Source organism: Burkholderia sp. HI2714, assembly GCF_002223085.1.
GTDB lineage: Bacteria > Pseudomonadota > Gammaproteobacteria > Burkholderiales > Burkholderiaceae > Burkholderia > Burkholderia lata_D.
Genome location: NZ_NKFM01000020.1, coordinates 128,816 through 143,174, shown reverse-complemented (window position 1 = coordinate 143,174; position 14,359 = coordinate 128,816). Strand labels below are relative to the sequence as shown.

Annotated in this window: 13 protein-coding genes and 1 pseudogene; 9 read left to right on the top strand and 5 right to left on the bottom strand. The window is 66.1% G+C overall.

The genetic code is table 11. The annotated features are described in order from the left end of the window. The 5 genes and pseudogenes from CFB82_RS10105 to CFB82_RS10085 form a co-directional block, all read left to right on the top strand. Positions 1-284, top strand: a pseudogene (locus CFB82_RS10105) (acetyl-CoA C-acetyltransferase); the annotation flags it as partial. Positions 285-433: 149 nt separating this feature from the next. Beyond that, positions 434-1,174 carry a 3-ketoacyl-ACP reductase gene (locus CFB82_RS10100; protein ID WP_069248088.1) on the top strand — a complete coding sequence of 247 codons (741 nt, stop codon included), beginning with the start codon at positions 434-436 and terminating at the stop codon, positions 1,172-1,174. 119 nt (positions 1,175-1,293) lie between these two features. Next, complete coding sequence (gene phaR / locus CFB82_RS10095; protein ID WP_006485265.1) at positions 1,294-1,860, top strand: polyhydroxyalkanoate synthesis repressor PhaR; 567 nt, start codon at positions 1,294-1,296, stop codon at positions 1,858-1,860. A 408-nt stretch (positions 1,861-2,268) separates the two neighbouring features. Beyond that, a complete protein-coding gene (locus tag CFB82_RS10090; protein ID WP_089484053.1) occupies positions 2,269-3,114 on the top strand; it encodes a lysozyme inhibitor LprI family protein in 846 nt (281 codons plus the stop codon). A 188-nt stretch (positions 3,115-3,302) separates the two neighbouring features. Beyond that, the gene (locus CFB82_RS10085; RefSeq protein ID WP_179255390.1) at positions 3,303-4,343 is read left to right on the top strand and encodes an NAD(P)/FAD-dependent oxidoreductase; all 1,041 of its coding nucleotides are present in this window, start codon (positions 3,303-3,305) and stop codon (positions 4,341-4,343) included. A 23-nt stretch (positions 4,344-4,366) separates the two neighbouring features. Here the strand turns inward: CFB82_RS10085 and CFB82_RS10080 are convergent, their stop codons facing one another. The 3 genes from CFB82_RS10080 to CFB82_RS10070 all read right to left on the bottom strand — a co-directional run bounded on the left by CFB82_RS10080 (position 4,367) and on the right by CFB82_RS10070 (position 7,585). Next, on the bottom strand, positions 4,367-4,621 hold the full coding sequence (locus CFB82_RS10080) for a hypothetical protein (protein WP_069248086.1): 255 nt from the start codon (positions 4,619-4,621) through the stop codon (positions 4,367-4,369). A gap of 256 nt (positions 4,622-4,877) precedes the next feature. After that, positions 4,878-6,224: a M16 family metallopeptidase gene (locus tag CFB82_RS10075; RefSeq protein WP_089484051.1), complete on the bottom strand. Its 1,347-nt coding sequence runs from the start codon at positions 6,222-6,224 to the stop codon at positions 4,878-4,880. Beyond that, positions 6,221-7,585, bottom strand: a complete 1,365-nt coding sequence (locus tag CFB82_RS10070; RefSeq protein ID WP_089484050.1) for a M16 family metallopeptidase — start codon at positions 7,583-7,585, stop codon at positions 6,221-6,223. The genes CFB82_RS10075 and CFB82_RS10070 overlap by 4 nt, the downstream gene beginning before the upstream one ends. A 490-nt stretch (positions 7,586-8,075) precedes the next feature. Between CFB82_RS10070 and rimO the strand changes: the two genes are divergently transcribed. From rimO to CFB82_RS10050, 4 genes are all read left to right on the top strand, one after another. After that, a complete protein-coding gene (rimO, locus tag CFB82_RS10065; protein ID WP_027787268.1) occupies positions 8,076-9,437 on the top strand; it encodes a 30S ribosomal protein S12 methylthiotransferase RimO in 1,362 nt (453 codons plus the stop codon). Positions 9,438-9,440: 3 nt separating this feature from the next. Further along, a complete protein-coding gene (locus CFB82_RS10060; protein WP_089484049.1) occupies positions 9,441-10,367 on the top strand; it encodes a sugar kinase in 927 nt (308 codons plus the stop codon). Positions 10,368-10,466: 99 nt separating this feature from the next. Beyond that, positions 10,467-11,009 (top strand): hypothetical protein, encoded by a 543-nt coding sequence (locus tag CFB82_RS10055; protein ID WP_089484048.1) that lies wholly within the window; start codon positions 10,467-10,469, stop codon positions 11,007-11,009. Between the two features lie 113 nt (positions 11,010-11,122). Then, complete coding sequence (locus tag CFB82_RS10050) at positions 11,123-12,304, top strand: cystathionine beta-lyase (RefSeq protein ID WP_069248082.1); 1,182 nt, start codon at positions 11,123-11,125, stop codon at positions 12,302-12,304. An 87-nt stretch (positions 12,305-12,391) separates the two neighbouring features. Here the strand turns inward: CFB82_RS10050 and serB are convergent, their stop codons facing one another. Further along, the gene (serB, locus tag CFB82_RS10045) at positions 12,392-13,237 is read right to left on the bottom strand and encodes a phosphoserine phosphatase SerB (protein WP_089445747.1); all 846 of its coding nucleotides are present in this window, start codon (positions 13,235-13,237) and stop codon (positions 12,392-12,394) included. A gap of 166 nt (positions 13,238-13,403) precedes the next feature. Then, a complete protein-coding gene (locus CFB82_RS10040; RefSeq protein ID WP_089484047.1) occupies positions 13,404-14,345 on the bottom strand; it encodes a LysR family transcriptional regulator in 942 nt (313 codons plus the stop codon). Positions 14,346-14,359: the final 14 nt, after the last annotated feature.

Genomic DNA, 14,359 nt, shown 5'->3' with positions numbered 1-14,359 from the left:
CGCTGGAGCGCGCGGGCTGGACGCCGGGCGACCTGGACCTGATGGAGATCAACGAGGCGTTCGCGGCGCAGGCGCTGGCGGTGCACAAGCAGATGGGCTGGGACACGTCGAAGGTGAACGTGAACGGTGGTGCGATCGCGATCGGCCACCCGATCGGCGCGTCGGGCTGCCGGATCCTGGTGACGCTGCTGCACGAGATGGCCAAGCGCGATGCGAAGCGCGGGCTGGCGTCGCTGTGTATCGGCGGCGGGATGGGTGTCGCGCTCGCGGTCGAGCGTCCGTAAGCGGCCCTCCGTAACCGGCCGTCCGTAACCGGCCATTCGCGACCAGCGAACCGAATCCGTGTGCCGGCCGATGGCAGCTTCGGCCGGCGTCACGTGAAGTCAGAGGGGGCCTCCGGCAGCTCTCGAAACCAAAAAATGGAGTGAGATTTATGTCTCAGCGAATTGCGTACGTAACGGGCGGGATGGGCGGCATCGGCACCAGCATCTGCCAGCGCCTGTCGAAAGACGGCTTCAAGGTGGTCGCAGGTTGCGGCCCGAACTCGCCGCGCCGTGTGAAATGGCTCGAGGACCAGAAGGCGCTCGGGTACGATTTCATCGCGTCGGAAGGCAACGTCGGCGACTGGGACTCGACCAAGGAAGCGTTCGACAAGGTCAAGGCTGAAGTCGGCGAAGTCGACGTGCTGGTCAACAACGCGGGCATCACGCGCGACGTCGTGTTCCGCAAGATGACGCACGAAGACTGGACCGCCGTGATCGACACCAACCTGACGAGCCTGTTCAACGTGACGAAGCAGGTGATCGACGGGATGGTTGAACGCGGCTGGGGCCGCATCATCAACATTTCGTCGGTGAACGGCCAGAAGGGGCAGTTCGGCCAGACCAACTACTCGACCGCGAAGGCCGGCATCCACGGCTTCACGATGTCGCTCGCCCAGGAAGTCGCGACGAAGGGCGTGACGGTCAACACCGTGTCGCCGGGCTACATCGGTACCGACATGGTGAAGGCGATCCGCCCGGACGTGCTCGAGAAGATCGTCGCGACGATCCCGGTGCGGCGTCTCGGCGGGCCGGAGGAAATCGGTTCGATCGTCGCGTGGCTCGCGTCGAACGATTCGGGTTTCGCGACGGGCGCAGACTTCTCGCTGAACGGCGGCCTGCACATGGGCTGAGCGTCCGCGCTGCGCGGGCCGGGTGGCCGCGCAGCCGGGCGTTTTCCGAAGGCCCCCGCCTCCCGGATTCGGGCGGCGGGGATTCGTCACTTCCGCTACGCTGCACTCAAAGGCGTTACATGACTACTACAAAGAAGACGGCCGAACGGCTCATCAAGAAGTACCCGAACCGTCGGCTCTACGATACCGAGACAAGCACGTACATTACGCTGACCGACGTGAAGCAACTCGTGCTGGAGCAGGAGGACTTCAAGGTCGTCGATGCGAAATCCAACGAAGACCTGACGCGCAGCATCCTCCTGCAGATCATCCTCGAAGAGGAAAGCGGCGGCGTGCCGATGTTCTCGTCGTCGATGCTGTCGCAGATCATCCGTTTCTACGGGCATGCGATGCAGGGCATGATGGGCACGTACCTGGAAAAGAACATCCAGGCGTTCATCGACATCCAGAACAAACTCGCGGATCAGTCGAAGAACCTGTACGAAGGCAATGCGATGAATCCGGAAGTCTGGTCGCAGTTCATGAACATGCAGGCGCCGATGATGCAAGGGATGATGACCAGCTATATCGAGCAGTCGAAGAACATGTTCGTGCAGATGCAGGAGCAGATGCAGAACCAGGCGAAGTCGATGTTCAGCACGTTCCCGTTCAAGCAGCCGGGCGCGTCGGAGCCGGAAAAGAAGTAGCGGTTTCGCGGCAGGCCGACCGCGGCGGGCAACCCGTCGGGCGTCGGTGCCGCGAAGCGGTGCGGCGCGGGTCGGCCGATCGCGCATTCGGGCGCGACGATGTGCGGCCGCCTGCCGGACCCTCTCGCCGACGGTCGTTCATGACCGTCGGCATCGAATGCGCGTGCCGGGTTCGGGCATGCGTGGCCGTTGTTCAGTCGATCGAGATCCCGTCACCAGCGAAGGAACACCGGCGCGTGTCGCGCCTGGTGGTGCGCGTTCGTGCAGGCACGCGTACCATGAGCGGCGCTGCGCGGTGTGGCAGCTGCGTTCGGCGAAATGCACTACCGGCGCCCGGGCACGACAGGCCGTGATGGGTGATGTCGCATCGGGGCAGTGCGACCAAGAAAAAACCGACTGAGAGAAAGCATGCGTGGGATTCGAATGGCATCGGCCGGCCGGCTGGCCGGTTTTGCTTCGATGTTCATGATGGGCGTTGGTGTCGCGGTACCTGGCTTTGCGATGGATTGTGCGAAAGCCGTGCAGCCGGTCGAGAAGCGTATCTGCGCGAGCCCCGTGCTGCGCGCAGCCGACACGCGGATGAATTCGGCGTACACGGGCGCGCTGAAGGCCGCACCGGACACGGCTATCCGCGACATGCTGGTGCGCAGCCAGCGCCGCTGGATCGACGCGCGCAACAACCGTCTCGACGCCGATTACGAAGGTCGTCCGCTCGCCGTCGACGAAGTGCGCAATGCAATCGATCGGCGCACCGCCGTACTGGCCGATCAATCGAACAAAGGGTTGATCGCGCGTGCGCAGGCCGAGCGCCAGTGGCTCGCGAAATACACGGGCGGCCCGCTTACCGGTTTCGATGCAAACTGCGACTTCATTCCCGACGATGCGACCGGGGCGCACGTTTCCTATGCGTGTTTCGGCGCGGTCCATGTGCAGCATCGTGCGCGGGTCTGCAGCCAGAGCGAGGACTGGGCGACCGGTGCGGTCTATCAGTACCGGTCGGTGAGCACGGCCGATGGCGGGAAGGTGCGACCCGTTGCGTACTGCGAAGCGCAGGCCCATGGGAGTGCGTGCGACACCGGTGGCGTGCACTCGGCGTGGATGCGTGCGGGGACGTCCGGTGGCGATAACCGCGCGTCAGCGCCGGTTGCCGGGTTGCCGCAGCTCGATGCGGAAATGTGGCCGATCGGCGATGGAGATGATGCCTTGTGGTTCGATCGATGCCTGAAGGCGCCGGTGTTTCCGGACATGCGGTGACGAATTCAGCGCACGAGCACGGCCCGCCATGGCGGGCTTTTTGTTTTTTTGAGCCCGAGCGTCGTGCGCAGCGGATGTCGATCAGGCGACTGCTTCGATGCCGGGCGCGAGAGGGCGGCGAGCAACCGCACAGCGGCGAAGCGGGGCGGACGGTATAGTCGGAACCCCGCAACTTCCGAATGTCACGCATGGGACACAACCTGCTGCGCGTCGTCGTGATCGGTGGTGGCATCGTCGGTGCATCCACCGCATGGCATCTTGCGCGATCGGGCGCACAGGTCACGCTGCTGGAACAGCAGATGGTGCCCGCGGGCGGCGCGACCCACTGGTCGTTCGGCTGGGTGGGTACCGGCAGCGCGCTTCCTTCTGAAAACCCGCCCGGGTTCTCCCGCACGCTCGGAGCGCTCCCGGAGTTCGCCCGGCTCGAGCGTGAGCTGGGCCCGTTGCCGGTGACGACGCGCGGGGCACTTGTCTGGCTGGATTCGGATGCACAGACCGCTGCCCTGATCGACGCGCAGCGCGCGGCGGGCGTGCACATGGAAGCGTTGGGGCGTCGAGAGGTGGCCCGGATTGAGCCGCGTCTTGCACGGCTTCCCGAGTTGATCGCGTGGGCACCGGATGATTTCGTGGTCGAGCCGATCGACCTGACGCATCAGTTGCTGGCCGGTGCACAAGCGGCCGGCGCGGAGATCCGGTGCGGTTGTGCAGTCGAAGCGGTCGAAACGCGCAATGGGCACGCTGTCGGTGTGCATACCGCGCATGGGCATGTGCCGGCGGATGTTGTCGTCCTGGCGAATGCGGCTTCCGCGGTGGCCATTGCCGCGGGCCTGGGCGTGTCGTTGCCGGTTCGCGAGGAGCCGGCCGTCTTGATGCGGTTTGCTGCCGAGCCGGGGCTCATCAGCCACTTGCTCTATGGGCAGGATCTCGAAGTGCGGGTCGGCCCGTCGGGTAGCCTGCTGTCAGCCGCGGATCCTCCGGAAGAGGGAGACAGCGGGCTTGCAGCGCTTGCTGCGCGTACGGCCTCGGACATTTCGGCGCTGTTTGCCGAGCCGCCGACCCTCACGCTGCTCTCCGCGAAATCGGCGCTTCGGCCGATGACGAACGACGGGGCGCCGATCAATGGATTTTTGCCGGGTATTGCAGGGGTTTATGCCGTTGTCGCGCATCCCGGCGTGATCCTGGCGCCCCAGCTTGGGCACCTGGCGGCGACCGCGATCATGGACGCGTGACGGGTCACGCGTCTCGTCGTCCGTCAGTGCGTCTGATCGAAATCCTGCTCGCCGTCCGACGGCGGGAGGTCGAGCACGAGCTTGACGGCGCTGTAGTTGGCCTTGAGCGAAAACACGCGGCCGATCACGAGGAACGTCTGGCGAGAATTCTCGAGTTCGACGAAGTCGCCCGGTTGCGGTACGTGCGCGCCCTGGTCGTAGGAGAAGCTGGTGCTGGTTTGCTCGCCAATGGCTTCGGCTGCGTGTTCGGTGAATTCGATCGTAATGTGGGTGGTCATGCGAGCCCCGTCATGGCTGAAGTGAAGCGGTTGGAGGTTCCGATTCTCGCATAACGGCAGTTCGCGCCCGGGGCGATTGTCGTGCGCTGATGGTGGCGGACCGTGCTTGCCCGCCGGGCTCCGGCTCACTCGAGTGCGCACGCGTCGAGGGCTTCCCACGAGCGCTGCAGCGAACCGCCCTCTGGCGATGCGCGGCAGTGCGATGGCAGCGGCCCGGCCGAAGCCGGGCGGGGTGCGGAACGAAGCGAGGCGGCGGTTATTTCTCCGCAAACGTGCCTGCTTCCACCAATGTCATCTTGTCGGGGGCCAGGTACGTGCGGATGGCGGTGTTGACCTGTTCGACGGTCAACGCGCGGACGCGCGCGGGATAGGTGTCCAGGTCACTCAGCGGACGGTCCTGGAGCACCGTCTGGGCGATCATGGCGGCCATCTGCCCGGTGGTTTCCATCGCGACTTGATGGCGGCCGATCATGCCGTCCTTGCGTGCATCCAGTTCCGTTTGGGTAACGCCCTGTTTCCACCAGGCATCCAGAATCCGGCGCGTGCTGGCGACGCCCTTGTCCAGCAGGGGCGGGGCGAAGCTGCTGGTGATGACGAATCCGCCGTCCATCAGGGAGAGCCCGGACAGGCCGGCGCGGATGCCATAGGTCAGGCCTTCCTTGTCGCGGACCCCTGCCATCAGGCGGCCGGTGAAGCCGTTGCCCAGGATGTTGACAGCCGCGCTGAGGGGCAGATAGTCGGCATCGTTGGCGCGCAGGTCGATGGCCTGACCCAGCATCACGCTGACGGATTCCTTGTCCCCCATGGCGATGCGCTGCGTGTCGGGCCGGCTTGCTTTGCGTGGCGGGCCCTGTCGCACGAGTGCCCGGCCCCCGCTCCAGCCCGCGAAGGCTTCGGTCACCATGGACTGCAGGCGGCGAGGGTCCGCGCCGCCGACCACGACCAGCGTCATGTGGGCGGGCCCGTAATAGGCTTGATGAAAGGCCTTGATGTCGTCCAGCGTAGCAGCGGCGATCGCTTCGAGCATCCGTTCGCGCGGCACCGGTGCGTTGAGGTGGTCATCGGGGTAAATGGACCGATTCAGCGCCTCGCTGGCCCGAGCCGATGGGTTTTCTCCGGTGTTACGGACCGCGGCCTCCAGCCGGCTCTTGGCCTTGGCCAGCTCCTCCGGCCTGAAGGCCGGCAGGCGCAACTGCTCCGCCATCAGGTCGATCAGCGTCGGCAAATCCTTGGTCAGGCTTTGGCCGTGTATGCCGACATAGCCGCCGTCGGTCTGGAACGACAACTGAGCGCCCAGGCTTTCCAGCAGCGCGGAGATCGCCACCTTGTCGCGACGGGTGCTGCCCTCCTGGAGCAACATGCCCGTCAGCAACGGCACGGCGGGATTGGCCGCCTTGCTGGCCGTGTCGGCATCGCCCAGGGGCATCACCCCGGTAAGGGACACCATTTCCTGCGGCGACATCGAATAGGTCAATAGCGTGATGCTGCCGGCCTGGGAGCGCACGACGCGGTCGGCGATGCCTGCCTGAGCCGCAACAGGCAGGCATAGCAAGGCGAACCACACGAACCACGTCCGCAGATGGTTGAAACGAACATGCTTCATGAAGATTTCTCCGGGACGAACCAGCCGGTGGTGCTCTGGTTTTCAATGAGGTACTTGCGGGCGACGCGCTGCACATCGGCGGGCGTCACCTTTTCCAGTTCTTCAAGCTCGGTGACGAACCGTGTCCAGTCGCCCTGCGAGACCGCGTTGCCCAAGCGGGCGGACGTCGAGCGGACGCCGTCACGCTGGTAGACCTGATCGGCCCGGTAAGGGCCCAGCACTCGCTGGATATCGTCGCGAGTGACGCCCTCGGTCTTGATCCGCTCCAGTTCGGTCCAGGCGATTTTCTCGGCCTGCTCGTGTTTCGCGTCGGGCGGCAGGCTGACCGTCACGACGAACGGACCGGGATCGCGCAGCGCATGGAAACCGGCGCCGGCTTGCGTGGCAACCGTGGTGTCGACCAGTGCGCGATACAGCCGGCTGCTCTTGCCCTGGCTCAATACCAGGCCCAGTACGGTCAACGCAGCCGCATCGGGGTCGAGCGCGCGCGGCCCCTTGAAGGCGATGATCAGATTGCCCGTTGCGCCCGCGCGTTTGAGCACCAGCCTTCGCGGCCCCTGCTGCGGCGGCTCTTCGGTCGTGACAGCGGGAATGGCCTTGGGCGCGCGCGGGATGCCGCCGTAATACTGCCTGACCCACCCCAACGCCTGGTCCGGCCGGAAATCGCCGACCAGGATGACGGTGGCGTTGTCCGGCCAGTAGAAGGTGTCGTAGAAACGGCGCAGCTTGTCCACGCTCGCATGCTCGATATCGCTACGCCAGCCGATGGTCGGATGGTGGTAGGGGTGTGCCTGGTAAGCCGTGGCCATGACCTGCTGGAACAAGGCGGTGAAAGGACTGTTCTCGCCTCGCTCGTACTCGTTGCGTACCACCGTCATCTCGCTCGCCAGGTCTTCCGGGCGCAGCAGGAGGTTGCGCATGCGGTCGGCCTCGATCGCGATGTAGCCTTCCAGCGCATCGCGCCCGAGCGTGCCGAAGTAGTTGGTGCGGTCCATCGAAGTGGTGGCGTTGAAGGTCGCGCCCACTCGCTCCATGTAGCTGTTCAGTGAATTGCCGAGCGCCTTGTTGTAGTGCCGGCTGCCCTTGAACATCAGGTGCTCGAGCAGGTGAGTGTCGCCGGTCGTGCCCGCGGCTTCGTTGCGTGAACCCACCTGGTACAACACCTGGAAACTGACCACCGTCGCAGCGGAATCGGGCACGGCAAGCACGGTAAGGCCGTTGGCATCCAGACGGTATTCGTCGATACCGCCCAGGGAGCGCACGTGGGTAAAGCCCGGTACCTCGACGGGTTGGGCCAACGCCGTGCCTGCAATCAACGGGCACAGCGAGAGCCAGGTGCATATCAAACGTCGTACTGACATGTAGCGTCCTTTTGTGTAGGCAGGATGAACGCGGAAGAGCTGATGAGCCAGATTCGACCCCATGCGGCAATGCAGCCGGGGGCAGGGAGACTCATGCGCGATGCTACTTTGCGCCCCATTATCGTGAAATGAGACGAGTTCGAATGTTTGGGACAGAACCGGCGCACTCGTCCGCAGGACCCGGCCATGAAAGATCGTGAATGCAGGTGCGCCTTGCCTTCCGCTCGATCGAGCGTCTCACCGGGATCAAAGGAAGCGCGGCGCCGTCAGCGCTTCAAATGCGTTGGTTTCGGACATCGCGTGAGCGGGTCGCGCGGCAATGCACTGTTTCAAAGGGAAAGGGACGCATCAGGCAGCCATCGCATGACGGCCCGCCAGCGCGTCGTGCATCCGATTCGACGGTCTATGCCGCCGCCGGCTGCTTGTTTTGCCTCGCCACCCCTAAATGGCTGTAAACTCACGCTTTTGCTGCCACGCCCCCACATTCCAGATGTCCCAATCCCCCAAAGTAGGGTTCGTATCCCTCGGGTGCCCGAAGGCGCTCGTCGACTCCGAACAGATCATCACGCAACTGCGCGCCGAAGGTTATGAAATCTCCGGCACCTACGACGGTGCCGACCTCGTCGTCGTGAACACCTGCGGCTTCATCGACGAAGCCGTGCAGGAAAGCCTCGACGCGATCGGCGAAGCGCTGACCGAGAACGGCAAGGTGATCGTCACCGGCTGTCTCGGCGCGAAGTCGAGCGCCAGCGGGTCGAACCTGATCGAGGAAGTCCACCCGAAGGTGCTCGCCGTCACCGGCCCGCACGCGGTGGGTGAAGTGATGCAGGCGGTGCATTCGCACCTGCCGAAGCCTCACGATCCGTTCACCGATCTCGTGCCCGCCGCCGGCATCAAGCTCACGCCGCGCCACTACGCATACCTGAAGATCTCCGAAGGCTGCAACCACCGCTGCACGTTCTGCATCATCCCGTCGATGCGCGGCGATCTCGTGTCGCGTCCGGTCGCGGAAGTGATGCTGGAAGCCGAGAACCTGTTCAAGTCGGGCGTGAAGGAACTGCTCGTGATCTCGCAGGACACGAGCGCGTACGGCGTCGACGTGAAGTACCGCACGGGCTTCTGGAACGGCAAGCCGATCAAGACGCGCATGACCGACCTGGTCGCCGCGCTCGGCGAACTCGCCGCGCAGTACGGCGCATGGGTGCGCCTGCACTACGTGTACCCGTATCCGAGCGTCGACGAAGTGATTCCGCTGATGGCCGAAGGCCCGTTCAAGGGCCACGTGCTGCCGTATCTCGACGTGCCGTTCCAGCACGCGCACCCGGAAGTGCTGAAGCGCATGAAGCGTCCGGCGAACGCCGAGAAGGTGCTCGAGCGTGTGCAGAAGTGGCGCGAGATCTGCCCGGACCTGACGATTCGCAGCACGTTCATCGCAGGCTTCCCCGGCGAGACGGAAGAGCAGTTCGAAACGCTGCTCGACTTCATCCGCGAGGCGGAACTCGATCGCGTCGGCTGCTTCGCGTATTCGCCGGTCGAAGGCGCGACCGCGAACGAACTTGACGGCGCGCTGCCGGATGAAGTCCGCGAGGAACGCCGCGCACGCTTCATGGAAGTCGCCGAGGAAGTGTCGGCGAATCGCATCCAGCGCAAGGTCGGCAAGACCCTCAAGGTGCTGATCGACGAAGTGAGCGAGGAAGGCGGGATCGGCCGCACGGCGGCTGATGCGCCGGAGATCGACGGCGTCGTCTATGTCGAGCCGGCGGCGAAGGCATCGAAGCGCTACAAGGTCGGCGATTTCGTGTCCGTGAAGATCACGGGCGCCGACGGCCACGATCTGTGGGGCGAGGTGTAAGCGATGACCGCGGCATTCCCGGAGATCCTCGCGCTCGGCGAGGCGATGATCGAATTCAACCAGTCGCAGCCGGGCCGGCCTGAATTCCTGCAGGGCTTCGGCGGCGACACGTCGAACTTCTGCATCGCCGCGGCGCGCCAGGGCGCGTCGACGGGCTTCGTGTCGGCGATCGGCGACGATCCGTTCGGCCGCCTGCTGGCCGACATGTGGCGCGCGGAACGCGTCGACACGACGTACGTGCGGATCGACCGCGCGGCGCCGACCGGCGTGTACTTCGTCACGCACGGCGCCGACGGTCACCAGTTCGACTACCTGCGTGCGGGCTCGGCGGCGAGCCGTTACGCAACGGGGGATCTGCCGCTCGATGCACTGGCCGCGGCGAAAGCCGTGCACCTGTCGGGCATCAGCCTCGCGATCAGCACGGCCGCGTGCGACGCCGCATTCGCGGCGATCGACCACGCTCGCCGCCACGGCGCGAAGGTCAGCTTCGATACGAACCTGCGCCTGAAGCTGTGGCCGTTGTCGCGGGCTCGCGCGGTGATGCGCGAGGCGCTGCGCCAGACGGACATCTGCCTGCCCAGCTGGGACGACGTGACGGCGCTCACGGGCGCGAACGATCGCGATGCGATCGTCGATGCGATGCTCGAACACGGGCCGCAGGTCGTCGCGTTGAAGCTCGGCAAGGAAGGTGCTTACGTGGCGACGCCGAACGAGCGGCGCGTCGTGCCGGGCTTCGCGGTCGAAGCTGTCGACGCGACAGGTGCAGGCGACTGCTTCGGCGGTGCCTTCGTCGCGCGGATCGTCGCGGGCGACGATCCGTTCGCGGCGGCGCGTTACGCGAACGCCGCGGCGGCGCTGTCGACGACGGGCTACGGCGCGGTCGCGCCGATTCCGCACCGCGATGCGGTGGAGCGCCTGATGCAGGGCTGATGCGGCATGCGCACGCCGGCCACGGCACCGTAGGGCGGGCAGGGCATCGCCGCGGTTTCCGCGGTTTTCGAGCGAATCTGAAGCAAGGAGCAACACACGGTGGGTCGATATTCGCAATGGCAACGGGCGCTCGTCGTCGCGGGCGCGCTGGCGGCGGGCATGGTGATGCCGGGCGTCTCCGCGGCACAGGCCGTCGCGCCGGGCGTGCAGCAGGATGAACCGGCAATGGCGCGGCCGCTGAAGCCGAATCCCGAGTTTGCCCGCCTGCCGCGCTACGAAGGCACGCTCGGTGACCGGCCGATCGTCGTGCATCTCGGCCCGAAGACGGACGAGGAAGGCGTGCACGGCGAATACCAGTTCGCCGATACGGGCGAGGTCGTGCTGCTCGCGGGCGATCGCGACGGCGACACGCTCGAAATCGAGGAATCGAACGACGGCACGAACATCACGGGCGTGTGGATCGGCCGCTTCGATGCGACGGGCGACTTGAAGGCCGACCGGATGAATTCGGACGAGTCGGATCCGCAGCCCGTCGTGCTGCGTCACGCGCCGGGCAAGCGCGCGGCGCTGCAGGTGCGCGACGGCCGCGTGCAGGAAATCGAGACGGTGGGCGGCGTCGTCAATCTGCGCACCGACGACTGAACCCGCGCTGGCTCGGTGCGCGCGGCGCGCATTGTACCGGGCCAATTGCGCCGATTTTGGCTAATCTAGCTGCATATTCCGCAACCGAACGGCCTCGTGCCCGGCTTCCAGTCATGACTGCATCCACTCCCAAGCGCGCACTGCAAACCCGCATCGTTCAACCCGACGACGTGATCCCGGAAGGCTTCCGTTCATTCGTGCCGCCGGTCGCGCGCGCGTCGACGGTCGTGTTTCCCGATCTCGCGACGATGCGTGCGCTCGTCTGGCACAACGACAACCAGTGGCGCTACGGCCTGCATGCGACGCCGACGTCGCTCGCGCTCGCGCAGCGGCTCGCCGAGATCGAGGGCGGTACGCATGCGCTGCTGCAACCGTCGGGTCTCGCGGCGATCATGAACGTCTACTTCGGGATCGTGAAAGCCGGCGACGACGTGCTGATTCCGCACAACGTGTACGGGCCGAACGCCGATTTCGGCAACTGGCTCGCGAAGGATTTCGGCATCACCGCGCGCTTCTACGATCCGCTGATCGGCGCCGGCATCGCCGACCTGATCCAGCCGAACACGCGGCTGATCTGGATCGAGGCACCCGGCTCGGTGACGATGGAAGTGCCGGACGTGCAGGCGATCACGGCGGCCGCGAAGGCGCGCGGCATCGTTACCGCGATCGACAACACCTTTTCGGCCGGGCTCGCGTTCAAGCCGTTCGAACACGGCGTCGACATCTCGGTGCAGGCGCTGACCAAGTACCAGTCGGGCGGCAGCGACGTGCTGATGGGGGCGACGATCACCGCGAACGCGGCGCTGCATGCGCAGCTGAAGCTCGCGCGGATGCGCTGCGGCGTCGGCGTGTCGGTCGACGATTGCTCGCTCGTGCTGCGCAGCCTGCCGAGCATGCAGGTGCGTTTCGACGCGCACAGCAAGAGCGCGCTTGCGCTCGCGCAATGGCTGAAGGCGCGGCCGGAGATCGCGGCGGTATTGCACCCGCAGATCGCCGATTGCCCGGGGCACGCGTCGTTCATGCGCGATTTCACCGGTGCGGGCGGGTTGTTCTCGGTGGTGTTCGACGAACGCTACAGTGCGGAGCAGGTCGACCGCTTCGTCGAGTCGCTCGAGCTGTTCGCGATCGGCTGGAGCTGGGGCGGCGCGTGCAGCCTCGCGATGCCTTACGACGTTGCGTCGATGCGTCCGGACTGGGCGCATCGCGGCACGCTGGTGCGTTTCTATGTCGGCCTGGAAGACGAGGGCGATCTGCGCGCGGACATCGAGCGCGCGATGCAGGCTGCGCTCGGCTGATCGGCCGCCGACAACGTTCGGCAGAAAAACAAAACGCCGGCGCGATGTTGCATCGCGCCGGCGTTTTTCATTTCGGATTCCGCGGGATCAGAACAGCCGCAACAGCCCGTCGAGGCCCACGTGATCGAACGCGACCGTCGCCGCATCGCGCACGACGGGCTTCGCGTGGTACGCGACCGACAACCCGGCTTCGGCCATCATCTTCAGGTCGTTCGAGCCGTCGCCCATCGCGATCGCGCGGCTCGGCTCCAGGCCGAGCGACGCGCACGTCTCGCGCAGCAGGCGCGCCTTCACGTCGGCGTTGACGATCTCGCCGAGCACCTTGCCGGTCAGCTTGCCGTCGACGATCTCGAGCGTGTTCGCATGCGCGTAGTCGAGGCCGAGGCGGGCCTTCAGCCGTTCGGTGAAGAACGTGAAGCCGCCCGATACGAGCAGCGTCTTCATGCCGGCAGCCTTCACGCCGGCGAGCATCTTCTCGGCGCCCGGCGACAGTTGCAGCCGTTCCTCGTACACGCGTTCGAGCGCGTGCGCATCGAGCCCGGCCAGCAGCGCGACACGGCGCGTGAGGCTTTCGTTGAAGTCGCGGATCTCGCCGCGCATCGACGCTTCGGTGATCTCCGCGACCTGCGTTTTCAGCCCGCAGAAATCGGCGATCTCGTCGATGCACTCGATCGTGATCAGCGTCGAATCCATGTCCATCACGGCGAGCCCGAAATCGCCGAGCGAGAGGCCGGCCTCGACGAACGCGAAGTCGAGCGCGTGCGTGCCGCAGTAAGCATCGATGTCGACGCGTTGCGCCGGGTTCGCGTTGTCGATCCGCAGCGCATGATCGTCGGTCTGCACGATGCGGGTGCCGCGCGACAGCGCGAGCAGCGGTTTGTGATGGGCGTCCGACAGCGGCGCAAGACTCTGGATGACGAGGTTGTGGGTCATGACGGGATGGTTGGGAAACGAATGAAATGCGTATGCGGCCAACGGGCGGCCGCCTGCCGATGCGGGCCCTGTCCGGCGTCGGGCCCTTGCGTGGCGAACGCGCCATTGTAGCCGGTTGGCCGCACGCGGCGGCGGGGGCGGATCGAAAGCGTGCGCGGCGCCGCGGTCATTGCCCGTCCGCGCGATCCCAGTACGGCGGATCGCCGAAATGCTCGGCCAGGAACGTGATGAAGGCGAGCGTCTTCAGCGGAACGTGCGCGCGGCTCGGGTAGACGGCCCAGATCGCGATGTCTTCCGCGAACGGATAGTCGTCGAGCACCGCGACGAGCGCGCCGCTCGCGAGCAGCGGGCCGACGTCCCAGGTCGACTTGATCGCGATCCCGAAGCCGTCGACGAGCGCTTCGCGGATCGCCTCGCCGTTGCTCGCGACGAGCCGGCCGCCGACCCGCACGGTGAGCGGGCCTTGCGGCGTGGCGAACGACCAGTCGCGCTGGTCGCCGAGGATCACGCACTCGTGCTGCGCAAGGTCGGCCGGATGGCGCGGCGTGCCGTGTTCGGCGAGATACGCGGGCGAGCAGCACAGCACGCGACGGTTCGTGGCGAGCTTGCGCGCGACGAGCGTCGAATCCTTCAGCGCGCCGAGGCGGATCGCGACGTCGTAGCCGTCGTCGACGAGGTCGACGATCTCGTCCGACAGCCGCAGGTCGAGCGACACGGACGGATAGCGGCGCAGGAACGCGGGAATCACCGGCGCGACATGCTGGCGGCCGAACGACGACGACATCGACACCTTCAGCCGCCCGTACGGCTCGGTGCGGCCGTGGCCGACCGATGCGCGCGCGGCATCGGCGGCCGACAGCAGCGTGTCGGCGTGCGCCATGAAGACTTCGCCGTCCTGCGTGAGGCTGATGCGGCGCGTGGTGCGGTGCAGCAGCCTTGCGCCGAGCTGGCGTTCGAGCTGCGCGATGCGCGCGCTCGCGACCGCGGCCGACACGCCGAACTCGCGCCCGGCCGCCGTGACGTTCGCGAGCAGCGCCGCGCGCACGAACAGCCCGACGTCGAGCAGGTCGAGCGGCTTGTCGGGGGCCGGAATCGGATCGGAGGCCATTATTCTGAAATTCC